At 67.4% G+C, this 25869-nt stretch carries 23 protein-coding genes and 4 tRNA genes; 17 read left to right on the top strand and 10 right to left on the bottom strand.

All coding sequences use genetic code 11. The features are described 5' to 3' along the window. Window position 1: 1 nt before the first annotated feature. A complete protein-coding gene (locus LI94_RS03435; protein ID WP_046300307.1) occupies window positions 2-1669 on the bottom strand; it encodes an acyl-CoA synthetase in 1668 nt (555 codons plus the stop codon). Window positions 1670-1781: 112 nt separating this feature from the next. Here LI94_RS03435 and LI94_RS03430 point away from each other — a divergent pair, with 112 nt between their 5' ends. Both LI94_RS03430 and LI94_RS03425 read left to right on the top strand, forming a co-directional pair. After that, entirely contained in the window at window positions 1782-2438 is a 657-nt protein-coding gene (locus LI94_RS03430; RefSeq protein ID WP_024441591.1) for a DedA family protein, read from the top strand. 107 nt (window positions 2439-2545) lie between these two features. After that, window positions 2546-3166, top strand: coding sequence for an antibiotic biosynthesis monooxygenase (locus tag LI94_RS03425; protein WP_046300321.1), 621 nt, complete (start codon window positions 2546-2548; stop codon window positions 3164-3166). A 24-nt stretch (window positions 3167-3190) separates the two neighbouring features. Here LI94_RS03425 and LI94_RS03420 read toward each other — a convergent pair whose 3' ends face one another. Together LI94_RS03420 and LI94_RS03415 are read right to left on the bottom strand one after the other, a co-directional pair. Further along, window positions 3191-4696, bottom strand: a complete 1506-nt coding sequence (locus tag LI94_RS03420; RefSeq protein WP_046300306.1) for a carotenoid oxygenase family protein — start codon at window positions 4694-4696, stop codon at window positions 3191-3193. Window positions 4697-4853: 157 nt separating this feature from the next. Further along, window positions 4854-4925: transfer RNA gene (locus LI94_RS03415), tRNA-Val, on the bottom strand. A gap of 159 nt (window positions 4926-5084) precedes the next feature. Here LI94_RS03415 and LI94_RS03410 point away from each other — a divergent pair. The 5 genes from LI94_RS03410 (at window position 5085) to LI94_RS03390 (ending at window position 6892) form a co-directional block, all read left to right on the top strand. Then, window positions 5085-5157, top strand: a tRNA-Gly gene (locus LI94_RS03410). A gap of 30 nt (window positions 5158-5187) precedes the next feature. Continuing rightward, window positions 5188-5258 (top strand) — tRNA-Cys (locus LI94_RS03405). A 17-nt stretch (window positions 5259-5275) separates the two neighbouring features. Then, window positions 5276-5350: transfer RNA gene (locus LI94_RS03400), tRNA-Val, on the top strand. A gap of 203 nt (window positions 5351-5553) precedes the next feature. Beyond that, entirely contained in the window at window positions 5554-6300 is a 747-nt protein-coding gene (locus tag LI94_RS03395) for a Clp protease N-terminal domain-containing protein (RefSeq protein WP_046300305.1), read from the top strand. 55 nt (window positions 6301-6355) lie between these two features. After that, on the top strand, window positions 6356-6892 hold the full coding sequence (locus tag LI94_RS03390; RefSeq protein ID WP_046300304.1) for a hypothetical protein: 537 nt from the start codon (window positions 6356-6358) through the stop codon (window positions 6890-6892). Between the two features lie 144 nt (window positions 6893-7036). On the opposite strand, the gene zapE is transcribed toward LI94_RS03390, so the two are convergent. Next, a complete protein-coding gene (gene zapE, locus LI94_RS03385; protein WP_046300303.1) occupies window positions 7037-8122 on the bottom strand; it encodes a cell division protein ZapE in 1086 nt (361 codons plus the stop codon). On the opposite strand from zapE, the gene LI94_RS03380 reads away from it, so the two are divergent. From LI94_RS03380 to msrB, 4 genes are read left to right on the top strand one after another with little or no spacing between them, the layout of a single operon-like run. Continuing rightward, complete coding sequence (locus LI94_RS03380) at window positions 8121-8903, top strand: pyrimidine reductase family protein (RefSeq protein WP_046300302.1); 783 nt, start codon at window positions 8121-8123, stop codon at window positions 8901-8903. The two genes, zapE and LI94_RS03380, sit on opposite strands and share 2 nt — an antisense overlap. Window positions 8904-8913: 10 nt before the next feature. Then, window positions 8914-10497 carry an alpha/beta hydrolase gene (locus LI94_RS03375; protein ID WP_024441584.1) on the top strand — a complete coding sequence of 528 codons (1584 nt, stop codon included), beginning with the start codon at window positions 8914-8916 and terminating at the stop codon, window positions 10495-10497. Continuing rightward, on the top strand, window positions 10494-11870 hold the full coding sequence (aftC, locus tag LI94_RS03370; RefSeq protein WP_046300319.1) for an arabinofuranan 3-O-arabinosyltransferase: 1377 nt from the start codon (window positions 10494-10496) through the stop codon (window positions 11868-11870). Before LI94_RS03375 ends, aftC begins: the two co-directional genes overlap by 4 nt. A gap of 9 nt (window positions 11871-11879) precedes the next feature. Beyond that, a complete protein-coding gene (gene msrB, locus LI94_RS03365) occupies window positions 11880-12287 on the top strand; it encodes a peptide-methionine (R)-S-oxide reductase MsrB (protein WP_024441582.1) in 408 nt (135 codons plus the stop codon). Between the two features lie 88 nt (window positions 12288-12375). Here the strand turns inward: msrB and hemQ are convergent, their stop codons facing one another. From hemQ to hemE, 3 genes are read right to left on the bottom strand one after another with little or no spacing between them, the layout of a single operon-like run. Continuing rightward, window positions 12376-13077: a hydrogen peroxide-dependent heme synthase gene (gene hemQ, locus LI94_RS03360; RefSeq protein ID WP_024441581.1), complete on the bottom strand. Its 702-nt coding sequence runs from the start codon at window positions 13075-13077 to the stop codon at window positions 12376-12378. Between the two features lie 35 nt (window positions 13078-13112). Then, window positions 13113-14477: a protoporphyrinogen oxidase gene (locus LI94_RS03355; protein ID WP_046300301.1), complete on the bottom strand. Its 1365-nt coding sequence runs from the start codon at window positions 14475-14477 to the stop codon at window positions 13113-13115. After that, window positions 14471-15520 carry a uroporphyrinogen decarboxylase gene (gene hemE / locus LI94_RS03350; protein ID WP_046300300.1) on the bottom strand — a complete coding sequence of 350 codons (1050 nt, stop codon included), beginning with the start codon at window positions 15518-15520 and terminating at the stop codon, window positions 14471-14473. Before hemE ends, LI94_RS03355 begins: the two co-directional genes overlap by 7 nt. A 267-nt stretch (window positions 15521-15787) precedes the next feature. Here hemE and LI94_RS03345 point away from each other — a divergent pair, with 267 nt between their 5' ends. From LI94_RS03345 to LI94_RS03335, 3 genes are all read left to right on the top strand, one after another. Continuing rightward, entirely contained in the window at window positions 15788-16324 is a 537-nt protein-coding gene (locus tag LI94_RS03345; protein WP_230987616.1) for a DUF3000 domain-containing protein, read from the top strand. A gap of 1 nt (window position 16325) precedes the next feature. Next, on the top strand, window positions 16326-17576 hold the full coding sequence (locus tag LI94_RS03340) for a ribonuclease D (RefSeq protein WP_046300299.1): 1251 nt from the start codon (window positions 16326-16328) through the stop codon (window positions 17574-17576). Between the two features lie 160 nt (window positions 17577-17736). Next, the gene (locus LI94_RS03335) at window positions 17737-18165 is read left to right on the top strand and encodes a PACE efflux transporter (protein WP_046300298.1); all 429 of its coding nucleotides are present in this window, start codon (window positions 17737-17739) and stop codon (window positions 18163-18165) included. On the opposite strand, the gene dxs is transcribed toward LI94_RS03335, so the two are convergent. Next, complete coding sequence (gene dxs, locus LI94_RS03330; RefSeq protein WP_024441575.1) at window positions 18146-20059, bottom strand: 1-deoxy-D-xylulose-5-phosphate synthase; 1914 nt, start codon at window positions 20057-20059, stop codon at window positions 18146-18148. The genes LI94_RS03335 and dxs overlap by 20 nt on opposite strands. A 47-nt stretch (window positions 20060-20106) precedes the next feature. On the opposite strand from dxs, the gene LI94_RS03325 reads away from it, so the two are divergent. Continuing rightward, on the top strand, window positions 20107-20550 hold the full coding sequence (locus tag LI94_RS03325) for a CBS domain-containing protein (protein ID WP_024441574.1): 444 nt from the start codon (window positions 20107-20109) through the stop codon (window positions 20548-20550). Between the two features lie 8 nt (window positions 20551-20558). Next, window positions 20559-21848, top strand: a complete 1290-nt coding sequence (locus tag LI94_RS03320) for an ArsB/NhaD family transporter (protein WP_024441573.1) — start codon at window positions 20559-20561, stop codon at window positions 21846-21848. Between the two features lie 64 nt (window positions 21849-21912). Here the strand turns inward: LI94_RS03320 and LI94_RS03315 are convergent, their stop codons facing one another. Both LI94_RS03315 and LI94_RS03310 read right to left on the bottom strand, forming a co-directional pair. Beyond that, window positions 21913-23088 (bottom strand): TRAM domain-containing protein, encoded by a 1176-nt coding sequence (locus tag LI94_RS03315; protein WP_046300297.1) that lies wholly within the window; start codon window positions 23086-23088, stop codon window positions 21913-21915. After that, entirely contained in the window at window positions 23085-25082 is a 1998-nt protein-coding gene (locus tag LI94_RS03310) for an APC family permease (protein ID WP_046300296.1), read from the bottom strand. Before LI94_RS03310 ends, LI94_RS03315 begins: the two co-directional genes overlap by 4 nt. Window positions 25083-25196: 114 nt before the next feature. On the opposite strand from LI94_RS03310, the gene LI94_RS03305 reads away from it, so the two are divergent. Further along, on the top strand, window positions 25197-25868 hold the full coding sequence (locus tag LI94_RS03305; protein WP_024441570.1) for a TrkA family potassium uptake protein: 672 nt from the start codon (window positions 25197-25199) through the stop codon (window positions 25866-25868). The last annotated feature ends 1 nt before the right edge of the window (window position 25869 follow it).

The following is a 25869-nucleotide window of genomic DNA, read 5'->3' as shown; positions in this document are numbered from 1 at the left end:
CTCAGACCCGTTGCGCGCCGAGCGCCTGTTCCTTGGCCCAGCGGTAGTCGGCCTTGCCCGACGGTGAACGCTGCAGCTGGGCGCAGAACACCACGTCCTTGGGCAGCTTGTAACGCGCGATGTAGTTGGCGGCCTCGGTGACGATGTCCTGCGCCCCGGCGTCGGCGCCCGGCGCCAGCTGAACCACCGCGACCACCTCGTTGCCCCACCGCTCGCTGGGCCGGCCCACCACCACAACGTCGTAGACCGCGGGATGATGCGCGATCGCGGCTTCGACCTCCTCGGCGAAGATCTTCTCGCCGCCGGAGTTGATCGTCACCGAGTCTCGGCCCAGCAGCTCGATGCCACCGTCGGCGTCCCAGCGGGCCCGGTCGCCGGGGACCGAATGCCGGATCCCCTCGATGACCGGGAAGGTGCGCGCGGACTTCTCCGGGTCGCCGAGATAACCCAGCGGCACATATCCCTGCTGTGCCAGCCAGCCGATCTCGTCGTCGCCGGGCCGCAGAATGCGGGCTATGTCCTCGCTGACCACGACCGCGCCCGGGTTCGGGGTGAAGCGGCCGGTGGAGGCCTGAGCCCGGCTGGTGGTCTGCCCCATCTGCGCCCCGGTCTCCGATGAGCCGCCGGCGTCGAGGATCGACAGCTGCGGCAGCAGATCCAAGAGGCGTTGCTTGATCGGCACGGTGAGCGGCGCTCCGCCGCTGGCCAGCACCAACAGTCCCGACAGATCGTCCGCCAGAGCGGCGCCTCCGGCTTCCAGTGCGTCGGCGAGCGGGCGCGCGAAGGCATCGCCGACGATCGAGAGCGATATGACCCGCTCTTTGGCCGCCAGTTCCCAGGCCCCGACCGGGTCGAACCGGTCGGTGGTCGCCGACATCACGAAGGGCCGCCCGCCCAGCAGGGTGATGAAGGCGGCCCACTGGGCTGCGCCGTGCATCAGCGGCGCCACCGTCATCGAGCCGGCGGCCGCTGCCGTTCGGGCGCGTTCGACGATCTCTTCCACGGTGGTGGGCACGGCGCCGGTGCCGAACTGACGGCCGCCCATGGCGCCAACGAAGATGTCGTGCTGGCGCCACAACACGCCTTTGGGCATGCCGGTGGTGCCACCGGTGTAAAGCAGGTATAGATCGTCCGGGGACAGCGCCAGGCCCAACGGTTCGGCGGAGGTGTTGGCCAGCAGCTCCTCGTAGCGCACCGCACCGGGCAGCGGCGCATTCCCCGAGGCGTCATCGACGTGGATCAGCGGCATCGCGGGCAGCAGGTCACCGGCCTGCTGCAGCGCTTCGGCCAAGGTGGGGGCGTACCGGGCGTGGTACATGATCGCCTCGGTGGAGGCGTTGGCCAGCAGGTAGACCAATTCGTCCGCGACGTAGCGGTAGTTGACGTTGAACGGCGCGACCCGGGCGTTGTAGGCACCGAGCATGCCTTCCAGATATTCGTTGCCGTTGGCCAGGTACAGCGCGAGGTGACTCTGACCGGATTCATCGGGGGCCAGCTCGGACCGCTCGCGGCGTGCGCCCAGGCCGCGCTCATGCAGCGCCCGCGCCAACCGGCGGGATCGGTCCTCGATCAGCTGATAGCTGAATCGCCGGTCGCCGAAGACGATGCAGTCCCGATCGCCGATGGCCGCCGCAACTGCTGAGAACACTTGGGCGAGGTTGAATTCCACTACCCCTCCTCGATCGATCGCAACGCCTGGGCAACGCTACTAGGTGACACATCTCCGGGCCGCCGACGGTCGTGACGGGCTTTCCTGGGCAACGTCAGGCATGCTTGGCCGCATGTCGGTGGATGTCCTTCTGTACTCGATCCCGCCCGTCTTGATCTATCTGCTCGTCGGCGCGGTCATCGGGGTAGAGAGCCTGGGCGTCCCGTTGCCGGGCGAACTCATGCTGGTCGGCGCCGCGCTGTTGTCATCGCGGCACGAGTTGGGGGTCGATCCGGTCGGTGTCGCGGTGGCGGCGGTGATCGGTGCGGTGATCGGTGACTCAATCGGCTATTCGATCGGCCGGCGATTCGGTATGCCGCTCTTCGACCGCCTGGGCCGTCGATTTCCGAATCACTTCGGCCCCGGCCATGTCGCCTTCGCCGAACGGTCCTTCGGCCGTTGGGGCGCCAGCGCGGTGTTCTTCGGTCGATTCGTGGCACTGCTGCGTATCCTGGCCGGCCCGCTGGCCGGGGCTCTGAAGATGCACTACCCGCACTTTCTGATAGCGAACGTGACCGGCGCGATTTTCTGGGCCGGCGGGACTACCGCCCTGGTGTATTACGCCGGCGTCGCAGCCGAACACTGGCTGTCCCGGTTCTCCTGGGTGGCGCTGCTGATCGCGCTGCTCGCCGGGCTGATCGCTGCCCTCGCACTGAAGGGCCGCGTCGGTGCCCAGATCGCGGAGCTAGATGCCCAACATCGAGCCCAGCGGGACCCCGTCACCGAATAGCCAGCGAATTGGTGGGCGAATAAGGGTTGTCCCCGCACCCAAGCGAGAGCATGGTGGAAGGGACCGGCGGCGCCGCCGGGGCGTCGCCCGATCACCCGGAGGCCCTTATGTTCGCGCGCGCAACCACCATTCACGCCCATCCGTCCTTCCTTGATGAGGGGATCACCCACGTCCGCGGCGTAGTGATGCCGACCCTGGCCGACATGGACGGCTGTGCGGGGATGTCAATGCTGGTCGACCGCGACGCCGGCCGGTGCATCGTCACCTCGTCCTGGCTGGATGAGGACACCTTGCGAGCAAGCGAGGCCGGCGCTCAGCAGATGTGCGACCGTGCCGCGGAGATCTTCCACGCCACTGCCGAGATCACCCGCTGGGAGATCGCCGCGGTGCGCCGTGATCACCGGTCTCGGCGGCACGCGGGTGTGCGCGTCACCTGGCTGCGGACCGACCCGGCGGGCTGCGAGCGGATGATCGACACCTACAAGCTGGCGCTGATCCCTGAGTTGGAGGATCTGCACGGTTTCTGCAGCACCACCTTGCTGGTGGATCGGCATTCGGGACGCGCGGTGTCGTCGGTCAGCTTCGACGACCGAGCGGCGCTGGTGGCCAGTCGCAGCAGCGAGCAGGGGATCTGGGCCCGCGCCGTCAATGACGCGGGTGCCGAGGTGCTCGAAGTCGCGGAATTCGATCTGGCGATAGCCCATCTCAACGTGCCCGAGATGGCCTGAGCTCCCGGCGGAGTTTGCTCTGGCCTAGCCGGGGCTGAAATTGCCGTGAAACCCCTGCGGGATGTGGTGGGTCAGCTGGGCGGTGGCAACGGGGCCGCGGTCGAGATCGCGCGCGTCGAAGATCACCAATCGTGACCTGTGCTGCGCGGCATGGTATTCCACGGTGAGCAGCCAACCGTCGTCCTCCGCGGTGGCGTTGGGCCGCGGGGTGAAGACGGGCTCGCAGAAGCTGTCGCCGGTCCCCTGGGCGGTGTAGGTGGTTTCGGTGCGCTCGATCAAGTCGAGCTTGGTGATCGAGTCGTAGAACGAGCCCAGTCGCCTGCGGCTGCTGACATAGGCGTATCGGTGCGGCCGTCCCTCGTAGCCGCCGTGGTGGCGGGGAAACTCGCAAGGCGTGTCACTCAACGGTTCACGGGTGACACGACCCGATGCGGTGATGCGGAATCGGGTGAACTCCGACCGGGCATCCACCAGGGTGCTGGTGTGAAATCGTGCGATGCGCTCCAGCAGCCGGCCGTCGGCGTAGGTGATCGAGTCGACGACCACATCGCTGCCGTCGTCGTAGGCATTGCTCAGATGGAACTGGAGCACGGGGTCGCACCCGACCTGGCGGATGTCACCGCCGTCGCGCGGGACCAGGATGAACGCGCTGCCACGCTCGGGTCGATAGTGCATGGCGTCGCCGAGCGGCTTGAGCCCTAAGGCGATCGGCACCGCGTCGGGAATGATCGGCGACACCAGGAACACCAGGTAGCGCTCCGTGAGCGCGAAATCGTGCACCATGGCGACGTAAGGCAGCCCCGCCGAGCGAAAGTGCGTCAGGCGTCCACGCACATCGGTGCGGTAGATGCGCAGGTGCGGCCGCGGGATGAATTCGACCCCGAAGTTGAACATCTCCCCGCTGCGAGGGCACAAGCTCGGGTGCGCCGAGTAGGAACCCATCCATCGCAGCCGCCCGCCGAATCGGCGAACGCCCCGCGTCTCCAAGGTGACGGGGTCGATCTCGTGTGGCGGACCGCCCTCCCACAGTGCATAAAGGTGCCCGGCATGCTCAACAATGTTGGTGTTGGCCAGATTTGGCGGGATCCTGCCGATGTTGGTCCGCCAGCCGCCGGCCGCGGCGGTACCCAAGTGCCGGGTTCCCGTTCTGCCGAGGTAGTGGCGCGTGCGGACGTAGCGATTGCGGTAGTGCACGTTCCCGTCGCCGATGGTGAACGCCGAGACCATGCCGTCGCCGTCGAAGAGGTGATGCAGCGGCCGCCCGGTGTGGTCCTCCCACCGTCCGGGGCCATTGCGATAGAGCGTCCCAGCCAAGTCGGCGGGCAGCGATCCCTCGATCTCGGTGACGCGGTAGTCGTACTCGACGGGTTGCGGTTCACTGACTCCGAGGCTGCAGTAGTCGGCGTCGGCGAGGCCGGCGAGCCGTGCTGCCGCACAATGCCGCTCGCCGGTCGTCAACGTCGCCAGATATCGCTCCAGGCCCGGGTGCGCGGCGGAGGCTGCATTCGGCGTCGGACTGTAGGACGTCACGGGAACTCCTCACCTAGCGGCGCTCGCCAACGAACCAAACTGAAGACGCAGCTGCAGATTAGTCTCAGTTTGAGCGCCGGAGCATCGACACCGTCGTTGACACGGTCTGGCTTGCCACAGAACGAGAAAAGCCACCTGTCACCAGGTGGCTTTCTTGTGGTCCCGGCTGGGATCGAACCAGCGACCTTCCGCGTGTGAGGCGGACGCTCTCCCCCTGAGCTACGAGACCGGATGAACGAGGACGAACACTAGCACGCCGAACCCGCTAAGCATCAATGCGCAGGCCGCCTTTCGGGCGACTCGCCGCTCTGACATGCAAAGTTGTGTTGTCTCACATCAGTCGGCTAATGTTCTGCATCGCACCGGGCGACGATCTCGCCCGAGGCACGCGGATGTAGCGCAGTTGGTAGCGCATCACCTTGCCAAGGTGAGGGTCGCGGGTTCGAATCCCGTCATCCGCTCGAGGGTGTCAAGTGGCATCAACCCCTTGCGGTGGAGTGGCCGAGTGGTGAGGCAACGGCCTGCAAAGCCGTGCACACGGGTTCGATTCCCGTCTCCACCTCCGTCCCAAGGCTCTAAGCGCGGTTAGCTCAGCGGGAGAGCGCTTCCCTGACACGGAAGAGGTCGCTGGTTCAATCCCAGTACCGCGCACCAGACTCAACACTGTGAAGACCCCTGCCGCCACCGCGTGACGACAGGGGTTTTTCCGTTTCGAACAACTAGGCCTTGTTCGCCTTTGAGCGCCATGCCGACGAGCGCGGTCACGATGGTGCCCAACACGCTGCCACCGACCAGCCCAACCCCCGGGCGTCAACTAACAGTTGACGACTCCTTAGCGTCAACCTAACGTTGACGATATGGCCGAACCGACTCCACTCGTGCCGTCCGTCCGCCTCGACGACCTGATCAACGCCATCACCGGCGTGCACGACGACGTCCTGAAGCGGTTGACCGATGCCGTACTGGCCGCCGAGCACCTCGGCGAAGTCGCCGACCATCTGATCGGGCACTTCGTCGACCAGGCGCGCCGATCAGGGGCTTCGTGGACCGATATCGGAAAATGCATGGGCGTCACCAAGCAGGCGGCGCAGCAGAAGTTCGTCCCGCGTCCCGAGGCCGCCACGCTCGATCCCGAACAGGGCTTCGCCCGCTTCACCCCGCGGGCGCGCAGTGCCGTGGTGGCGGCCCAGAACGCCGCCCACCGAGCACGCAACACCGAGATCACCCCCGATCATCTGGTCTTGGGACTCCTGCACGATCCCGGCGCGCTGGCCACCGCATTGCTCACCGCACAGCAGATCGACCCGCAAGCCCTTGCTGCCGCGGTCACCCTTGAGCCCGGCGACACCGAACCGCCCGCACTGATCCCGTTCAACGGCCCGGCCCGCAAGGCACTGGAGCTGACCTTCCGCACCGCACTGCGCCTCGGCCACAACTACATCGGCACCGAACACCTGCTGCTGGCGCTGCTGGAAGCCGAGGATGGCACCGGCCCCCTACACCGTGCCGGAGTCGACCGGGACCGGGCCGAAGCCGATCTGGCTCGAGCGCTGGAGGCGATCACCGTGAACCCGGCCTCCCCCGGTCCTGAAACCGCGAACTGACCCGCCAAACCCCAAGGCCGCTGCACCCGCGATCTCGATGTGCCATCATGCCCAGATGCACCGCTGGATTCTGGCCCTGGTCACTTCCGTCGTCACCGCGTTGGCTGCCCTGATTGCGCCGGCCGCCGGGTACGCCACGCCGACCACCACCCCGGAAGCGCCGATCGGTCGCCTCGGCGACACCCTGCGCATCTCCTACCACGATGAGGCATTCGGCCCGATCGTCGCCGACGTCACGGTGCATGACGTGGTGCCCAGCGAGATCCCCCCGGGCTGGGGCGCGAACGGCTCGCCGCGCTGGCGCAACCAGGGCGGGCCGTGGCGGGCGAACGTGACCGTGCACCCGATCTCGGTGCCCAACCCCTACATCATGGCGGCCTCAGTCACCTTCGACGGTGTCACGCCCGGCGGCGACGCATACGTGGCCAAGCACACCGATGACCCGACCACCCTGGACGCGGTGCTCACCAACGCTCCCGCGGGCTCCACCGTCGACGGTGGCGTGTACTGGGACGTCTACCGCGGCTTGGTCACCCACGTGGTGATGCTGTCGCGCAATACGGGTCTGCGTCTGGCGCAGTGGAATCTGTGAGTCCAGCGTCGCCTCTCCTACGTCGAGGCTCGCTAACCTCCGGGTTTGATGCGGTGGTCCAGCGTCGCCTCTCCTACGTCGAGGCTCGCTAACCCCCGGGTTTGATGCGGTGGTCCAGCGTCGCCTCTCCTACGTCGAGGCTCGCTAACCCCCGCTGCTGAGCGCAAGCAGCCGGGAGGTGGCCCGCAGGTACTTCTTGCGATAACCGCCCGCCAGCATCTCGGCGCTGAAGATCTGGTCGAGTTTGGCCCCGGACGCCACCACCGGAATGCCCGCGTCGTACAGACGGTCGGTGAGAGCGACCAACCGCAGTGCCACATTCTGATCGTCAATGGGGTGCGCACCGGTGAGAAACACCGCGGTGACCCCCTCGATCAGAGTCAGGTAGCGCGACGGATGCATGGTGGCCAGGTGGACACACAGCCCGTCGAAGTCGTCCAGTGTCGCCCCGGGGCTCGCCGCTGCGCGCTGCGTGACCTGTTCCGCTGAGGGCGGTTCGGGCGCCGGCGGCAGATCCCGGTGCCGATAGTCCGGACCGTCCACGCGTACCGGGGTGAAAATACTTGCCAGCGCACTGATCTCGCGTAAAAAGTCCTGCACCGCGAAACGACCTTCGCCGAGCTGCTCAGGCAACGTATTCGAGGTCGCGGCAATCGAGACCCCGCGCGCCACCAGCTCCGACAACAACCGTGACACCAGGGTGGTGTTGCCCGGATCGTCGAGTTCGAACTCGTCGATGCACACCACGGTATAGCCGCCGAGCAACTCGATGCACTCGGTGAAACCGAACACCCCGGCCAACTGGGTCAGCTCCATAAACGTCGCAAATGCCGTGCCAGGCGCCTGCCCAGCGCCATCGCCGGCGCCGGTGATCGTGTGATAGATCGAGGCCAGCAGGTGCGTCTTGCCGACACCGAAACCGCCGTCGAGGTAGATACCCACTCCCGGCAACACCTCACGCTTGCCCAGCAGCTTGCGCCTTCCGGCGCGCCGGGTCACGGCCTGCGCGCAGAACGCGGTGCACGCGGTCACCGCGGCCGCCTGGCTGGGTTGCGCCGGGTCTGGCCGGTAGCTGGCGAAGCTGGCACCCGCGAACGTCGGCGGCGGCTTGAGCTGCGCGATCAACCGTTCTGGGGATACCGCCGGATGCCGGTCCACCAGATGGTCTATCGACTCGGCGGCTGGATTGGGCACGCACGAACTGTAGTCACATGGTGCAATCGAGGCCATGTCCGACCTCACCGCAGACCCCGGATTCATCCTGCTGGGCTCCACGGCGCCCGTCGACGACGCCGAACTGGGCCGGCTGTACGCCTATCCCGAAACCGACGCGCCACGCGTGTGGCTGCGCGCCAATTTCATCGGCAGCATCGACGGCGGCGCAACGGTGGCCGGCACCTCCGGCGGGCTGGCCGGAGCCGGTGATCGATCCTTGTTCATGCTGCTGCGGGCGCTGGCCGACATCGTGCTGGTCGGCGCGGGCACGGTCCGAGTCGAGAACTACGGCGGAGCGCGGCTCGGTGTTGCCCAACGCCAGGGCCGCCGTGACCGCGGACAGTCCGAGCTACCCCGGCTGGCGATCGTCACCCAGTCCGGGCAACTGGACCGAGACCTGCGGGTGTTCAACGACACTGAGCTGGCACCGCTGGTGTTGACCTGTTCCGCGGTCGCCGACGACACCCGGCGGCGGTTGGCCGGTTACGCCGAAGTACTGGACTGTTCGGGCGATGACCCCGGGCGGGTCGATGAAGCCGTAGTGCTGGCCGAGCTGGCGCAGCGCGAGCAGTTCCGGGTCCTCACCGAAGGCGGCCCGACCCTGCTGGGATCGTTCATCGAGCGAGAGCTGCTCGACGAGCTGTGCCTGACCATGGCCCCCTATCTGGTCGGTGGCCTGGCCCGCCGGATCGCCACCGGCCCGGGTGAGCTGACGACGCCGATGCGATGTGCGCATCTGCTCTCCGACGAATCCGGCTACCTCTACGGCCGCTACGTCAAAAGCGCGCGCCTATAAGGTGAACGGCATGACCAGCTCTTCGAGGTTCGCCCGGATCGCGGTGGTGACGGCTGCCGTCGTGCTGGCCGGGTCCGCGCCCCTGCTGGCCGGTTGCGCGCCCGGGCTGGCCGCCGACCCGCGTTTCGCAACCAACTCCGGCGCGGGACCCCAGGGGCAACCGGAATCCACCTCGGATCACGCCGGGCCGCCGCCGGTGGAGGTGCCCAAGAACGACCTGCCGTGGCATGACTGCACCGCCCGGGTCTTCGGCGACGCCGCGGTTCCCGCCACACCCGGGGTGCGGCTGGACTGCGCCAGTTACGACGCCGACGTCGACCCACTCGGCGGCGGCTCCGGGTCGATCGGCATCGGGGTGGTGCGGGCGCGCTCCGTGCAGACCCCGGGCGATGCCGGTCCCGTCGTGTTCACCACCGGCTGGGACCTGCCGTCGTCGCTGCAGCTGCCGATCTGGCTGGCGCGGGCCGGCGCGGACGTGCTCAAGAGCCACCCGATCGTCGCCGTGGACCGGCGCGGCATCGGGATGTCCAGCCCGGTGGATTGCCGCGATCGCAGCCAGCGCGACGAAATGTGGAATCAGGCGCAATTCGCCCCGGGCGACGACCCGGTGGCCAGTCTCGGCACGGTCACCATGGAAGCCACCACCGACTGCACCGACTCCATCTCGCCGGGTGAATCCTCCTACGACAACACCCACGCCGCCACCGATCTCGAACGGCTACGCAGCATTTGGGACATCCCCGCGCTCGCGCTGGTCGGCATCGGCAACGGCGCTCAGATCGCCCTGGCCTACGCCGGTTCGCATCCCGGGAAGGTGGCCCGGCTGGCACTGGACTCCCCCATCCCGCTCGGAGTCGCCGCCGAGGCCGCGGCCGAGGAACGGGTCAAGGGCCAGCAGGCGGCCTTCGAGGCGTTCGCCGCGCAGTGCGTCGCGGTGAGCTGTGCACTGGGTCCGGATCCGAAGGGTGCGGTCAACGCGGTGCTGGACTCCGCCCGCTCCGGGCAGGGTCCCGGCGGCGCCTCGGTGGCCGCGGTGACCAATGCGATCGTGACGGCCCTGGGTTATCCCACCGGCGATCGCGTCAACACCACCAACGAGTTGGCCAAGGCGCTGGCCTCGGCCAATTCCGGCGACGCCAACCTGTTGAACAACCTGATCAACCGGGCCCAAGGCACCACCGGCAGTGACGGCCACTTCATCAACTCATGCGCCGACGCGCTCAACCGGCCTACGCCAGACCGGGTCCGGGAACTGGTGGTCGCCTGGGGCAAGGAATACCCGCAGTTCGGCACGGTCGGCGCGCTGGACATGGCGCAATGCCTGAGCTGGCCCAGCAGCAGCACCCCGGACCTGCCCAAGGAACTCAAAATCGATGTGCTGCTGCTGGGAGTGCAGAACGATCCGATCGTCGGGGAGGAAGGTGTGGCGGCCACCGCCGCGGCCGTCATCAACGCCGGATCGGCCAGCAAGCGGGTGATGTGGCAGGGCATCGGCCATGGCGCCGCGGTGTATTCGGCGTGCACGCTGCCGCCCCTGATCGGCTACCTCGACAGCGGCAAGTTGCCCGACACCGACGTCTACTGCCCGGCCTGACCCGGACTCCCGGGACCGGTCCGGGGTACGGTTCGCTGGTGACGGCAGCCGACTCCTTGACACACCGGGCGGGCAGCGCCCTACAGGCCGCGTTCCGGCCCCCCACGTCCCCGCCGAGCACCGCCACCGTACTGCGTTCGGTGCTGTGGCCGGTGGCCATCATGTCGTTGATCCATCGGGCCATCATCCTGCCGCTGAACGGCAACATCACCGATGACTTCAAACCGGTGTACCGGGCCGTGCTGAACTTCCGGCACGGCCTGGACATCTACAACGAGCACTTCGACTACGTCGATCCGCACTACCTGTACTCCCCCGGCGGCACCCTGCTGATGTCACCGTTCGGGTATCTGCCGGAGACCCTGTCGCGCTACACGTTCATCGCCACCAACACGATTGCGATCGTGCTCGCCGCCTACCTGCTGTTGCGGATGTTCGGATTCGGATTGAGCTCGGTGGCCGCGCCGGCCCTGCTGGCCGCGATGTTCCTCACCGAAAGCGTGAGCAGCACACTGGTGTTCACCAACATCAACGGCGTGATTCTGCTGGCCGAAGTGTTGTTCCTGCGTTGGCTGCTGGACGGCCGGGAGAGCCGCCAGTGGTGGGCCGGTGTCGCCATCGGGCTGACCATCGTGGTCAAACCGGTGCTGATACCGCTGCTGCTACTGCCGCTGCTGAGCCGGCAGTGGCGGCCGTTCGTCGGGGCGATAGCGGTGCCGGTGTTGTTCAACGTGGTGGCGTTCCCGCTGGCCAGCGATCCGAAAAGCTACTTCACCCAGACGGTGCCCTACATCATGGGCACCCGCGACTACTTCAACTCCTCGATCCTGGGTAACGGCGTGTTCTTCGGGCTGCCGTCGGGTCTGATCCTGTTCCTGCGGGTGCTGTTCACTGTGTTGGCCGCCGTCAGCCTGTGGTTGCTCTACCGCTACTACCGCACCCGCGACCCCCGGTTCTGGATGCTGACCTCGTCGGGTGTGCTGCTGACCGCGTCGTTCCTGGTGCTGTCACTGGGGCAGGGCTACTACTCGATCGTGCTGTTCCCGTTCCTGATGACCGTGGTGCTGCCGAACTCTGTGCTGCGCAACTGGCCGGCGTGGCTGGGGGTCTACGGCTTCATGACCCTGGACAAGTGGCTGATCTTCCGGTGGATGAACATCGGACGACCGCTGGACTACCTCAAGATCACCTACGGCTGGTCACTGCTGCTGATCGTGATCTGCACGGTGCTGTGTTACCGCTACCTGGACGCCAAGGAGCAGGGCCGCCTGGATGACGGGATCGATCCGGCGTGGCTGACGGCGGAGCCGAACCGCGCTAGCGGTGATGCTGGCGCGGCGGAGCCGGGCGCAGCGGGTCACCGCGAACGCTAACGTGGAGGCATGACCTCTCCCAAGGTGTCGCTCACCGACGACGAGTGGCGCGCGAAACTGACCCCCGAAGAGTTCGCGGTGCTGCGCCGCGCCGGTACCGAACCGCCCAACACCGGCGAATACACCGACACCACCGCCGAAGGCGTCTATGAATGCCGGGCGTGCGGTGCCGAACTGTTCCGCAGCACAGAGAAATTCCCTTCTCACTGCGGTTGGCCCTCGTTCTTCGACCCGGCCGATTCCGACGCGGTGATACTTCGCTCTGATGACTCACTGGGGATGCGGCGCACCGAGGTGCTGTGCGCGTCCTGCCACAGCCATTTGGGCCACGTGTTCACCGGCGAGGGTTACCCCACCCCCACCGACCAGCGCTACTGCATCAACTCGATTTGTCTGCGGTTGGTGCCGCCGTCCTGACGAACGCGTCGCGTCCTGAACACCGAGCCTGTTGTTACCGTGGCCACCACCTAGCACTTTCCCGCGCTAACTACAGCTTCGAGGGCCGCTACGGCAGCGACGCCACCAGTTGGTCTACCTCGACCCGGGGGCCGGTGAAGAACGGGGTTTCCTCCCGGGCATGCAACCGGGCCTCGGTGTTGCGCAGATCGCGCATCAGGTCGACGATCCGGTCGAGTTCGGGCGCCTCGAACGCCAGAATCCACTCGTAGTCCCCCAGGGCGAACGCGGGCACGGTGTTGGCCCGCACATCCTTGTACTCCCGGGCCGCCATGCCGTGCTCGGCCAGCATCCTGCGGCGGTCCTCTTCGGGCAGGACGTACCACTCGAGCGACCGCACGAAGGGGTACACGCAAACGTACGCACCTGCCGGTTCACCGGCGATGAAGGCCGGGACATGACTGCGGTTGAACTCGGCCGGCCGGTGCAACGCCACGCTGCTCCACACCGGCGCGCAAGCCCGGCCCAGTGCGGTGCGGCGGAACCCGGCGTAGGTGGCCTGCAGATCCTCGATGCGCTCGGCGTGCGTCCAGATCATGAAGTCGGCGTCGGCGCGCAGACCGGCGACGTCATACACCCCACGGACCACCACGCCGCGCTCTTCCTGCTGCTTCAAGAAGGTGGCGACCTGGTCGGCGATCGCCTCTCGGGTCTGCGAACCCGCGTCGAGTCCACTCGGATTCACCGAGAACACCGAGAACATCACGTAGCGGAGAGTGGAGTTCAGCTTGTCGTAGTCGAGGTGCGCCATGGCCCATATGCTGCCACGATGCGCTGTGAAGTTCGCTAGGGCGCCGGGGTGGCGCTGATCACGGCCGCTACGGCCCGGTCGGCCGCGGCGATGCAAGCCGGCACCCCGATGCCGTCGAGGTAGTTGCCGGCCACTGCCACGGTCGGTGGCAGCGCGGCGCGCAGTCCGGTGACCAAAGCGGCATGGCCGGATCGATATTGCGGCATCGCCGCAGGCCAGCGTTGCACGCGCACGTCGATAGGGTCCACCGTGAGGCCGAAGACGGCTTCCAGGTCCTGCACCGACCACGCCACCAGTTCCGCATCCGAGGCGCTGGTGCGGGAGTCGCCGAACCGACCGAAGGACAACCGCAGCACCTCGACCCTGCCGCCGTATCCCCGGTCGCCCCATTTGCGCGATGTCAGAGTGATCGCCTTGGCGTGCAGTCGTTCCCCGGTGGCAACCAGCACTCCGGAGTTGTTCGGGAACGCCGCACCGGCGGGTACCGCCATCGCCACCACCACCGAGGACGCGCTGCCGATCCGGCTGGCCGCTGCCGATGCACGCGGCGCGAAGCCGGTGGCCAACCGGGCCAGCACGGGGGCGGGCACCGCGACCACCACCCGGTCGGCGCGATGATGCCCGCCGCTGGCGTCTCGTAATAGCCAGCCGTCGCCGGTCGGGTCGATCTGGGTCACCGCCGACTGCACCCAGCGCGGCCTGGCGCTGCGCACCAGCGCGTTGACCAGCACTTGATACCCGCCGGTGATCGCCCCGAATACCGGCCCACCCGTGGTCGTGGGCAGTGCTCGCCGCACGGCCTCGGTCAGGTTGGACGCACCCTCATCGAGCAGGGTGGCCAGGCCCGGAACCGCCGAGCGCAGCCCGATGGTCGCCGCCGAACCCGCATACACCCCGCCGATCAGCGGATCCACCGAGCAGGCGACCACCTGTGCCCCGAATCGGTCGGCCACCAGCGCTCCCAGAGCCGGATCACTGCCCGGTTCGAACGCCAACGGCCGGGTGGGCTCGCTTGCGATCCGGGCGAGAGTTCCGTTGTCGACCAGCCCAGCCATCGACTCCGGCGACGACGGAATCCCGCTCAGGGTGTCCGGCGGCAACCGATGCAGCAGCCGGCGGCTGTAGAGCAACGGCCGCACTCCGGTGGTACTGCGCTGCCGATCGGCCAAACCCAGCTCGGCCAGCAGTACCGGTACTTCGGGCCGGCGGGCGATGAATGCCTCGGCACCCACGTCCACGGCCATCCCGCCCAGGGTCTCGGTGCGCAACAGCCCCCCGAGCCGGTCGGCCGGATCGAAAATGGTGATGTCGACTGCGTCGCCGAGTGTCGCCCGCAGGCGGTGCGCGGCGGCCAGACCGGAGATTCCGCCCCCGACGACGCAGTACGACGTGGTCACAATGAATGAACCAGCGAGACCAAGTCGGTCAGCACCCCCGGGTCGATCTCCGGCAGCACGCCGTGGCCGAGGTTGAACACGTGCCCCGACGCCCCGGCCGCGACAGCGGCACGCCCGTCGGCGACGACGGCCTTGGCGGCACGCTCCACGGCGGGCCAGCCCGCCAGCAGCACCGCCGGATCCAGGTTGCCCTGCAAAGCCCGACCGGCGCCCACTCGGGCGGCGGCGTCGGTCAGCGAAGTACGCCAGTCCACACCGACGACCGTGGCGCCGGCGGCGGCCATCTCACCCAAGAGCTCACCGGTCTGCACGCCGAAGTGCGTCATCGGCACCTCCCGGTAGGCGAGGGTGGCGAACACCCGGGCACTGTGTGGCGCCACGAAGCGCCGGTAGTCGGCCAGGCACAGCGTTCCGGCCCAAGAATCGAACAACTGGATGGCGTCCACGCCGTGGTCGAGCTGCACCGTCAGAAACGCGATAGTCAAGTCCGTGAGCCGGGTCATCAACTCATGCCAGGTGTCCGGATCGGCCAGCATCATCGCCTTGGTGCGGGCATGGGTGCGGCTGGGGCCGCCCTCGACCAGATAGGAGGCCATGGTGAACGGCGCGCCGGCGAAGCCGATCAGCGGCACCGTTCCGAGCGCGTCCACCAGCAGCGATACCGCCGCCGCGACGGCTGTCACCTGCTGTGGTTCCAACGGCCGCAGGGCGGCGACGTCGGCCGCGGTGCGCACCGGGTTGGCGATCACCGGGCCGACATTGGGCACGATGTCCAGATCCACCCCGGCGCCGCGCAGCGGCACCACGATGTCGGAGAACAGAATCGCCGCATCGACGTCGTGGCGACGGACCGGCTGCAGCGTGATCTCGCAGACCAGTTCGGGGTCAAAACAGGCCGCCAGCATGCTGTGCTGGGCGCGCAGCTGACGATATTCCGGCAGGGATCGGCCGGCCTGGCGCATGAACCAGACCGGTATCCGGTCGGGTTGCCGGCCGGTAGCGGCGGCCAGGTACGGGGAATCAGGCAGTTCACGACGGGCACTCATCGAGCTCAATGCTGCCACGCCGGGTTGCCGCAGGCCGAACCGTGCCGTTTCCTGCGGCGGTCCCGGCTTCCCCTCGTGCCGTTTCGGCGCGCCTGTCTGCGCCGATCGGCGACGGGGGTTAGCGTGAGATTCGGTGACCCGCGTCGCGGCGGTGCGCAACAGAGTCCTGTGTGCCGGCCGCCGGCGGCGTGGCGCACGGCAATCAGTTAAGGAGCGGCACCAGTGACATCAGCCGAGCCTGCACCCTTTCGGGAAGCGGTGGCAACGATGCACGCCGCGACCGTGCGGTCGGAAATCGAGCTGGGCCCGATCCGGCCGCCGCAGCGCCTGGCACCCTACAGCTACGCGCTGGGTGCCGAGGTCAAACATCCCGAGACCGACTTCGTCCCGGAAGACTCCGACGGCGACGCCTTCGGCCGGCTGATCCTGCTGTACGACCCCGACGGCACCGACGCTTGGGACGGCACCATGCGGATGGTGGCCTTCATCCAGGCTGACCTGGACCCGCACGAGGCAATCGACCCGTTACTGCCCGAGGTCGCCTGGAGTTGGCTGGTAGAGGCGCTGGGCGCCCGCACCGAGCACGTGACCGCATTGGGTGGCACCGTGACCGCCACTACGTCGGTTCGGTACGGCGACATCTCCGGCCCGCCGCGGGGGCATCAGTTGGAGCTGCGCGCGTCGTGGACCGCCACCACCCCGGAGCTGGGCACCCATGTCCAGGCGTTCTGTGAGGTGCTGGAACACGCCGCGGGCCTACCGCCGGTCGGGATCACCGATCTGAGCTCGCGAACCCGCGTCTGAGATGTCCGACCAGACCACCGAACCGGCCGTCACCGAAAAGCCCGAGCTGACACCACTGCCGCATCCTGCCGATGGGGTGCCGGAGGTGTCGGTCACCCGCAGGCAGATCGATGCCGCCGCCGGCCTGCTGGCAGGCGGCCACGGTCCGTTCGCCGTGGACGCCGAGCGGGCGTCGGGTTTCCGCTATTCCAACCGGGCCTACCTCATCCAGATACGCCGAGCGGGAGCCGGAACGGTGCTGATCGATCCGGTCGGCGCCGGCGAGGACCCCGCTGCCCTGCTGCGGCCGGTGGCCGAGGTGCTCGACGACGACGAGTGGATTCTGCACGCCGCCGACCAGGACCTGGCCTGCCTGGCGGAGGTCGGCATGTGGCCCAAGGCGCTCTACGACACCGAACTGGCGGGACGGCTGGCCGGCTTCGACCGGGTCAACCTGGCCGCGATGGTGCAGCGACTGTTGGGACTGGGCCTGGCCAAGGGCCACGGCGCCGCCGACTGGTCGAAACGACCGCTGCCGGCCGATTGGCTCAACTATGCGGCTCTCGACGTCGAGGTGCTCATCGAACTGCGCCAGGCGGTCGCGGAGGTACTGTCCGAGCAGGGCAAAACCGATTGGGCGGCACAGGAATTCAATCACGTCCGGGTAACCGACTTCACCACGACCACGCGCCGGGACCGCTGGCGGCGGACGTCGGGTATCCACAAGGTGCGCGATCGGCGCGGGTTGGCCGCCGTCCGAGAGCTCTGGACGGTCCGCGACCAGATCGCAGCGCGCCGTGACATCGCGCCCGGACGCATCCTGCCCGACTCGGCGATCATCGCCGCTGCCGTCGCCAACCCCACCACCGTCGAAGAGCTGCTCGCCCTGCCGGTCTTCGGCGGACCCAAACAGCGGCGCAGCGCATCGACCTGGCTGGCAGCGCTGGCCGCGGCGCGTGACAACCCCGAGCCGCCGGAAGCCGGCGAGTCCACCAGCGGCCCACCGCCGCCAACGCGCTGGGCGCGACGCAAGCCCGAGGCCGCCGCACGACTGGAGGCCGTCCGCGCCGCGCTGGGTGCGCTATCCGAGCAGGTGCACGTGCCGACCGAGAACCTGCTCACCCCGGACCTGGTGCGCCGGTTGTGCTGGGATTGGAAACCGGCGGCGCCGAACGCGGCAGCGGTGATCGAGGAGTTCTTGGCCGCCGGCGGCGCGCGCCCCTGGCAGCGCGAGCTGACGGTGCCGGTGCTGGCACAGGCTCTCGGCACCTAGCCGGGTCAGACTCTCGGCAGCCGTGGCCCGGCGCAGCGGTTGCTAGACTTGTCTGTGGAGCAAGCCGTATTCACGTTTCGGCCAGTGCTTCTCACGTCACGCTGACCGTGGACGCGAACCGTCAAGGACTTCCCATGGTTGATTTTCCTGGGAGGACCTCGTGTCACCAATTTTTCGTCGCATCGTCTACGTCATCAGCTACGAGCTTGTCGCTGTTGCGCTGACCACCGTGGGATTGACCCTGCTGGGGTTCGGCAGCGGCGGTTCAGGTGCCGTCGCGGTGGCGGCATCAACAGTCGCGGTGGTGTGGAACTACGTCTGGACCACCCTCTTCGAGGCATGGGAGCGCCGGCAGGACTCCGCGACCCGCACGGTGGGCCGCCGGATCGTGCACGCCATCGGCTTCGAAGGCGGCCTGGTGGTGCTGTTGTTGCCGATCGTGGCCGCGCTGTTGAAGGTCTCGCTGGCGCAGGCGTTCGGTCTCGAGATCGGCCTGCTGGTGTTCTTCCTGGCCTACACGTTCGTGTTCGCCTGGTTGTTCGACGCGGTGTGGCCGCCGGTCAGGGCAGCTAGTCCAGCCGCTCGCTGACCTCAGCGACGCAGTTGGTGGCGCCCATCGCCGCCACCCAACCGGTGATCTGGCGGGCCACATCCTGAGCGGTCAGACCGACCTCGGCCAGCAGCTCACCGCGCGAGGCGTGCTCGTAGAAACGCTGCGGCAGCCCGACGTCACGGCAGGGCACGTCGATGTCGGCACGCCGCAGGGCCGCCGAGACCGCCGAGCCGATACCACCGGCCACGCCATTGTCCTCGCAGGTCACCACCAGCTTGTGTGCGCCGGCCAGCTCGACGAGCACCTCCGGCACCGGAAGCACCCAACGCGGGTCGATCACCGTCACCCCGATGCCCTGGTTGTGCAGCCGGTCGGCCACCGCCAACGCCATCGGCGCGAACGCGCCGACCGCGACCAGCAGGACGTCTTGGGGCAATCCGTCGGCCGGCAGCGCTAGGACGTCCACCCCCGAGCGTCGCTCGATGGCGGGAATGTCTTCGCCCACATCGCCCTTCGGGAAACGCAAGGCAGTGGGCCCGTCATTGACGTCGAGCGCTTCGCCGAGGGCTTCGCGCAGCCGGATGCCGTCGCGGGGTGCGGCCACTCGGATACCGGGCACGATCCCCAAGATCGACAGATCCCACATGCCGTTGTGACTGGCACCGTCTGGCCCGGTGATCCCGGACCGGTCCAACACCAGCGTGACCGGCAGCTGGTGCAGTGCGACATCCATCACAAGCTGGTCGAAGGCACGGTTGAGGAACGTCGAATACACCGCCACCACCGGGTGCAAGCCGCCCATTGCCAGCCCGGCCGCGGACGTCATCGCGTGTTGCTCGGCGATCCCGACGTCGAACATCCGGTCCGGAAAGCGCTGTCCGAACGGCGCGAGCCCGGTGGGACCCGGCATCGCGGCGGTGATGGCGACGACGTCGCGGCGCTTGGTGCCGTACTCGATCAGCGCGTCGGAGAACACCGCCGTCCAGCCGCGCCCCGCGGTTTCAGTTGCGTAACCGGTCAGCGGATCGATCACCCCGCAGGCGTGCATCTGCTCGGCCTCGTCGTTCTCGGCCGGGCCGTAGCCCTTGCCCTTTTGCGTGACCACGTGAACGATCACCGGCCCGCCGAACCCCCGCGCGCGGCGTAGCGCGGATTCCACCGCGGCCTCGTCATGACCGTCGATCGGCCCCAGGTATTTCAGGCCCAGATCGGTGAAGAGTGCCTGCGGCGCCAGCGCATCTTTGAGACCAGCTTTGAAGCTGTGGATCACCTGGTAGCCGAGTTCTCCAACGACCGGCACCCCGCGGATCGCGGTGCGGCCCCGCTCCAGTAGTCGCTCGTAGGCGGGCTGCAACCGCAGCGCGGCCAGATGGTCGGCGAAGCCACCGATGGTGGGCGCGTAGCTCCGGCCGTTGTCGTTGACCACGACCACCACCGGTCGGTTGCCTGCGGCGATGTTGTTGAGCGCCTCCCAGCACATCCCGCCGGTCAGGGCGCCGTCACCGACAACGGCCACCACATGCCGGTTGCGGTGCCCGGTCAGCTCGAAGGCTTTGGCCAGGCCGTCGGCGTAGGACAGCGCCGAGCTGGCGTGACTGGACTCCACCCAGTCGTGCTCGCTCTCGGCGCGCGACGGGTAACCCGACAGTCCGCCCCTTTTGCGCAGGGTGTCGAAGTCGCGGCTACGCCCGGTCAGCATCTTGTGCACGTAGGACTGATGCCCGGTGTCGAAGATGATCGGGTCATGTGGGGAGTCGAACACCCGGTGCAGCGCCAAGGTCAGCTCCACCACACCCAGGTTGGGGCCCAGATGCCCACCGGTCGCGGCGACCTTGTGGATCAGGAACTCACGGATCTCCGCCGCCAGATCGGTCAGTTGAGCCTGCGAGAGGTGCTGCAGATCGGCGGGGCCGCGGATCCCTTCAAGCATCCGGCCAGTCTACGCATGGCTGCGGGCACCCCCCGTATGGTCGTCGTATGCGCGCCCAGGAGATCACCGAAGACTTCCCAGTGGTGACCATCGACTCCAATGCGTTGGAGGCCGCCAAATTATTGGCCGAGCACCGGCTACCCGGGATCGTCGTCACCGACTCGGCCGGCAAACCGTATGCGGTGCTGCCGGCCTCTCAGGTGGTGCGCTTTATCGTGCCGGGCTACATCCAAGATGACCCATCTCTGGCGGGAGTCCTCAGCGAGACCATGGCCGACCGTGCCGCCGAGAAGCTACGCGGCAAGACCGTGCGCGACGTGCTCCCCGAGCACCTCCATGACTTCCCGACCGCCGATGCCAACGAAACCATCATCGAAGTCGCCACTACGATGGCCAGAATGCGCAGTCCACTAATTGCCGTCGTCAAGGGCGGCGAATTGCACGGGGTGATTACCGCGTCGCGGCTGCTGGCCGCGGCGCTGAAGGTCTGATCCCGCGGATGGCCTTTATCGCGGTAGCGGTGTTTCTGACCGCCTACGCGTTCATCGCCGCCGATCGGATCAACAAAACGGTGGTAGCGCTGACCGGCGCGGCGGCAGTCGTCATCTTGCCGGTCATTTCCTCCGATGACATCTTCTATTCCCGCGAGACCGGCATCGACTGGGATGTCATCTTCCTGCTGCTGGGCATGATGATCATCGTCAGCGTGTTGCGCCAGACCGGCGTCTTCGAGTACATCGCCATCTGGGCGGCCAAGCGCGCCAAGGGTTCTCCGCTGCGGATCATGATCCTGCTGGTGCTGGTGACCGCGGTGGCCTCAGCGCTGTTGGACAACGTCACCACGGTGTTGTTGATCGCCCCGGTGACGCTGCTGGTCTGCGACCGGCTCGAAATCAGCCCCGCGCCTTTCCTCATGGCCGAGGTGTTCGCATCCAATATCGGCGGCGCCGCAACCCTGGTCGGTGATCCACCCAACATCATCATCGCCAGCCGAGCGGGATTGTCGTTCAACTCCTTTCTGCTTCACCTGGCACCGATCGTCGCGATTGTCATGGTGGTGTTCATCGCCATGCTGCCCCGGCTGTTTCCCGGATCGTTTTCCGTCGAGGCCGAACGGGTCGCCGACGTGATGGCCTTGGAAGAAGGTGAGGCGATCCGAGACCGCGGCCTGTTGATCAAATGCGGTCTGGTGCTCGCCGCGGTGTTTTCCGCGTTCATCGGGCATTCGGCGATGCATCTGGAGCCCTCGGTGGTGGCGCTGCTGGGTGCCGGCGTGCTGATCGTGATCTCTCGCTTGGAGCGCTCGGAATACCTGTCCGGAGTCGAGTGGGAGACGCTGTTGTTCTTCGCCGGGCTGTTCGTGATGGTCGGCGCCCTGGTAGACACCGGCGCGATCGCCGCCCTGGCCAAGGCCGCCACCGAGGTGACCGGCGGTAATGCGCTGCTGACCACGATGGGGATCCTCGGAGTGTCCGCACCGGTGTCCGGAATCATCGACAACATCCCCTATGTCGCGACCATGACGCCGATCGTGGCGGAGCTGAGCACCACCCTCCCGAACGATCTGCATCCCGATTCCCTGTGGTGGGCCCTGGCGCTGGGCGCCGACTTCGGGGGCAACCTGACCGCAGTCGGCGCGAGCGCCAATGTGGTGATGCTCGGAATCGCCCGTCGGGCAGGAAGTCCCATCTCGTTCTGGGAGTTCACCCGCAAGGGAATTGTGGTCACACTGGTGTCGGTGACGTTGTCGGCGCTGTACCTGTGGTTGCGCTACTTCGTATTCGGCTGACAGCGGCCGCCCCCGGATCGCGACCCCAGACCCACCCGCGCTACGCGGCCGCTGGCACCGGGAGTCAGCGGGTTAGCAGCGCCACGCACTCCACGTGATGGGTCAACGGGAACGCATCAAACACCCGGATCTGCTCCACGGCATACCCCTGGGCACGGTACAGACCGATATCCCGAGCGAAAGACGCTGCCTCACAACCGATGTGCACAATTCGCGGTACACCCGCGGCGGCCAGCGCCTCGATCACCTCCCGCCCGGCACCAGCGCGCGGCGGGTCCAGCACCGCGACGTCGGCGCCGGAGTGCGCATCACTCAACACCCTGCGCACCGAATCGGTACGCACCGAAACCTGCGGCAGGTCGGCCAACGCGGCCCGCGCGGCCCCGGTCGCGGCCCGCGACGTGTCGGCACTGATCACCCGGCCCGACTCCCCCACCGTCTCGGCCAGCGCCGCGGCGAAGATCCCGGCGCCGCCGTAAAGATCCCAGGCCGTCATCCCGGTGTCGGCCTGCGCCCACTGGCCGACCAGCGCGCTGTAGAGCGCGGCCGCCCGGCGATGCGCCTGCCAGAACGAGGTCACCGGAATCTGCCAACGCCGCCGGCCCACCCACTGAGTGGCGTGGTAGTCACCCTCCAGGACCTGCGGACGGTGACCGCGCCCGGTGCTGACCACATGCCGGACACCGTCGTCGTCGGCCACCACGTGCAGGTGATCGCCGGGCCGCCAGCTCTGCTCGGCCAGTCCTTTGATCATTCCGGCTGGAAGCTGCCCGCACCGCAGGTCGGTGACCAGCTCATCACTGTGATACCGGTGAAATCCGGCCCGGCCGTCGGCACCGACGTCCAACCGGACCCGGGTGCGCCAGCCGGTCGGACCGTCCTCACCGACGGGTTCGACAGATCCCTCCCAGTCGTAGCCGCCCAGCCTCGCCAGTTGGTTGGCCACCACCTCCCCCTTGAGGGCACGCACCGTGGCCGGCTCGGCGAACGCCAGATCACAGCAGCCGGCACCGTCCGCCCCCGCGATCGGGCACAGCGAGTCGATCCGGCCCGCCGCGGGTTCGAGCACCTCGACACATTCACCGTGCCAATACGATCCCCGCTCAGCGGTGATCCGAACCCGAACCTGCTCACCGGGCAACGCGTAGCGCACGAAAACAACTCGGCCGTCGTAGCGGGCCACACAACTGCCGCCGTTCGCCGGTGCGCCGGTCGTCAAAACCAACTGCTGGTCGATCACTCCAAGAAGCCTCTCCGGGTGTCGCCGGGCGCGTGATGCGGTTCCAAGACCTTGCGCCGCTCCGAAGAGTTCAGCTGCCAGGGCACCGAGGTGACCATGACCTGCGGCATGAACAACAGCCGGGTCTTGAGCCGCAGCGCACTCTGGTTGTGGAGCAACTGCTCCCACCAGTGGCCCACCACGTATTCGGGGATGTAGACGGTCACCACGGTGCGCGGCGACTCCTTGCTGATGCGTTTGACGTAATCGAGCACCGGCCGGGTGACCTCGCGGTACGGCGATGCGATCACCTTGAGCGGGACGGTGACCTCGCTATCCTCCCACTCGCGCACCAGCGCGCGGGTTTCGGTGTCATCGACATTGACCGTGATCGCCTCCAGTGCGTCGGGTCGCGTCGCGCGCGCGTAGGCCAGCGCGCGGCGAGTCGGCAGATGCAGCTTGGACACCAGGACCAGAGCGTGGTTGCGACTGGGCAGCACCGCCTGGTCGTCCAGGGCGGCCGACTGCTCGGCCAACTCCTGACTGACGGTGTCGTAGTGCCGGCGGATCATTTTCATCAAGAGGAACAGCACCGACATCGCGACGATCGCGATCCACGCACCGGCCACGAACTTAGTGGCGATCACCACGATCAATACCACCCCGGTAGCGAGGAATCCGATCGTGTTCACCACCCGGGAACGCATCATCTTGACTCGGGCGGCATGGTCGGTTTCATTGCGCAACAACCTGTTCCAGTGCCGAACCATACCGATCTGACTCAGCGTGAAGGAGACGAAGACCCCGACGATGTAGAGCTGGATCAGCGCGGTCACCTCCGCCCCGAACGCCACGATGAAGGCGACGGCCACCACCGCGAGGAACACGATGCCGTTGGAGAACGCCAGCCGGTCGCCGCGGGTGTGCAGCTGGCGGGGCAGGTAGCGGTCCTGCGCCAAGATCGAACCCAGAACCGGGAAGCCGTTGAACGCGGTGTTGGCGGCCAGCGCCAGGATCAGCGCCGTGACTCCGGCGATGATCCACAAACCGGGCGGAAAGCCCCTGAACACCGTTTCGGCCAGCTGAGCCAGCAAGGTCTTCTGGTCATAGTCCGCCGGCGCCCCGATCAGCTGTTCGTGCGGGCGCGCGGCGATCTTCACCCCGGTCTCGCGGGCCAGCACGATGATGCCCATCATCAGTGTCACCGCGATCACCCCCAGCATCAGCAGCGTGGTGGCGGCGTTGCGCGACTTCGGCTTGCGGAAGGCCGGCACACCGTTGCTGATCGCCTCCACCCCGGTCAGTGCGGCACACCCCGACGAGAACGATTTCGCCACCAGGAACACCAGGGCAACCCCGACCATTTCGCCCTGGGTGGAGTGGATCTTGAACTCGGCCGACTCGGCCTGCAATGGGTTGTCCATCACGAAGATCTGGAACAGCCCCCACCCCAGCATGGCGAAGACCCCGATCATGAACGCGTACGTCGGGATGGCGAACGCGGTGCCCGATTCTCGAATGCCCCGCAGATTGGCCGCCGCCACCACGATCACGGTCCCGACCGCGAACGCCACCTTGTGGTCGGCGATGAACGGTATCGCCGAGCCGATGTTGGCGATCCCCGATGAGATCGAGACCGCAACCGTCAGAACGTAATCCACCATCAACGCGCTGGCCACGGTGAGGCCAGCGGTAGCACCCAGATTGGTGGTGACCACCTCGTAGTCGCCGCCACCGGAGGGGTAGGCGTGCACATTCTGGCGGTAGGAGGCCACCACGGTAATGAACACGAAGGCGACAGCCAGGCCCACCCACAGCGTCATCCGATAGGCGGCCAGGCCCGCCACCGACAACACCAGAAAGACTTCTTCGGGTCCGTAGGCCACCGAAGACAGCGCGTCGGAGGCGAATACCGGCAGGGCGATGCGCTTGGGCAGCAGCGTGTGACTCAGCCGATCGCTACGAAAGGGCCGACCCAGAACCAGGCGCCGTGCAGCGGTGGAAATCTTCGACACGAGAGCCAAGGGTAAGCCAGGCGGGCACTGGCGGTAGCGTTCACCGAATACAGGCACTATCGCAGTCGATAACCAGCCGAAAGTCGGCCCAGAGAACCTGAAAGGACACAGCACGTGCGGGTAGTTGTGATGGGTTGCGGCCGGGTGGGAGCCTCGCTCGCCGACGGACTGTCCCGGATCGGCCACGAGGTCGCCATCATCGACCGAGACAGCACCGCGTTCAACCGGCTCAGCCCGGAGTTCAACGGTGAGCGAGTGCTCGGCATGGGCTTCGACCGCGATGTGCTGCTGCGAGCCGGCATCGAAGAAGCCGCTGCGTTCGCCGCGGTGTCCTCGGGTGACAACTCCAACATCATCGCGGCGCGGCTGGCCCGAGAGACGTTCGGCGTTTCGCGGGTGGTCGCCCGTATCTACGACGCCAAGCGGGCCGCGGTATACGAGCGCCTGGGCATTCCGACCATCGCCACCGTGCCGTGGACCACCGACCGGCTCCTCGACGCACTCACCCGGGAAAGTGAGACCACCAAGTGGCGTGACCCCACCGGCACCGTCGCCGTGGCCGAGGTCGTCCTGCACGAGGACTGGATCGGCCGCCCCGTCACCGACCTGGAGGCGGCAACCAACGCCCGTGTGGCGTTCTTGATCCGGTTCGGCACCGGAATCCTGCCCGAGCCCAAGACGGTGATTCAGGCCAGCGACCAGGTGTACATCGTGGCGGTGTCCGGCCGGGTCGCCGAGGCGATCGCGATCGCCGCGTTGCCCCCGAGCGAGGACCTGGACAAATGAA

This window comes from Mycobacterium sp. UM_Kg27, assembly GCF_000972905.1.
In the GTDB taxonomy this organism is placed as follows: domain Bacteria; phylum Actinomycetota; class Actinomycetes; order Mycobacteriales; family Mycobacteriaceae; genus Mycobacterium.
Note: the sequence above shows the minus strand (reverse complement) of the source record. Positions and strands in the feature narration are given on the sequence as shown.

Coding starts and splice junctions, on each gene's coding strand:
- LI94_RS03430 (WP_024441591.1), top strand. CDS start 1,782: ATGTCGGTGGATGTCCTTCTGTACTCGATCCCGCCCGTCTTGATCTAT.
- LI94_RS03425 (WP_046300321.1), top strand. CDS start 2,546: ATGTTCGCGCGCGCAACCACCATTCACGCCCATCCGTCCTTCCTTGAT.
- LI94_RS03395 (WP_046300305.1), top strand. CDS start 5,554: ATGGCCGAACCGACTCCACTCGTGCCGTCCGTCCGCCTCGACGACCTG.
- LI94_RS03390 (WP_046300304.1), top strand. CDS start 6,356: ATGCACCGCTGGATTCTGGCCCTGGTCACTTCCGTCGTCACCGCGTTG.
- LI94_RS03380 (WP_046300302.1), top strand. CDS start 8,121: ATGTCCGACCTCACCGCAGACCCCGGATTCATCCTGCTGGGCTCCACG.
- zapE (WP_046300303.1), bottom strand. CDS start 8,122: ATGGCCTCGATTGCACCATGTGACTACAGTTCGTGCGTGCCCAATCCA.
- LI94_RS03375 (WP_024441584.1), top strand. CDS start 8,914: ATGACCAGCTCTTCGAGGTTCGCCCGGATCGCGGTGGTGACGGCTGCC.
- msrB (WP_024441582.1), top strand. CDS start 11,880: ATGACCTCTCCCAAGGTGTCGCTCACCGACGACGAGTGGCGCGCGAAA.
- hemQ (WP_024441581.1), bottom strand. CDS start 13,077: ATGGCGCACCTCGACTACGACAAGCTGAACTCCACTCTCCGCTACGTG.
- hemE (WP_046300300.1), bottom strand. CDS start 15,520: ATGAGTGCCCGTCGTGAACTGCCTGATTCCCCGTACCTGGCCGCCGCT.
- LI94_RS03345 (WP_230987616.1), top strand. CDS start 15,788: ATGCACGCCGCGACCGTGCGGTCGGAAATCGAGCTGGGCCCGATCCGG.
- LI94_RS03340 (WP_046300299.1), top strand. CDS start 16,326: ATGTCCGACCAGACCACCGAACCGGCCGTCACCGAAAAGCCCGAGCTG.
- dxs (WP_024441575.1), bottom strand. CDS start 20,059: ATGCTTGAAGGGATCCGCGGCCCCGCCGATCTGCAGCACCTCTCGCAG.
- LI94_RS03325 (WP_024441574.1), top strand. CDS start 20,107: ATGCGCGCCCAGGAGATCACCGAAGACTTCCCAGTGGTGACCATCGAC.
- LI94_RS03320 (WP_024441573.1), top strand. CDS start 20,559: ATGGCCTTTATCGCGGTAGCGGTGTTTCTGACCGCCTACGCGTTCATC.